Here is a 342-nt window from a genome sequence, read left to right as displayed (position 1 = left end):
GCGGGAACGCTGGATCAACACCATTCTGGTATTCTGGTCCACCGCCTCTTTAATAGACTTTTCATCCGGCAGCCCGGCCCGGTTGAGGGGTATCTCCTTATAAAGGATGCCCCTCTTCATTAAAGTGCGCTTGCGCTCAGGGCCTCCGTCAATAATATTAAACAGAGTATCATAGGGTCTGCCGCTGATGCTGAGCAATCCATCCCCCGGCTGCAGCAGCGCGAACAAGCAGGCTGTTATGGCATGGGTGCCGGATACGATCTGCGGGCGCACCAGGGCCTCCTCGGCCTGAAAAACCTCGGCATAAATCCTTTCTAACGCTGCACGGCCGGTATCTCCATA

General features: G+C 55.3%; 1 protein-coding gene. It reads right to left on the bottom strand.

Annotation, left to right across the window (positions count from 1 at the left end; translation table 11 throughout):
* The coding region (locus B3W37_RS00980; RefSeq protein ID WP_483174517.1) for a methionine gamma-lyase family protein at positions 1-342 on the bottom strand (342 nt) is incomplete at both ends.

The sequence above is a fragment of the Syntrophomonas sp. UBA5494 genome, assembly GCF_002426325.1.
The sequence above is the reverse complement of the archived record's forward strand: the minus strand, read 5'-3'. Positions and strand labels throughout refer to the sequence as shown.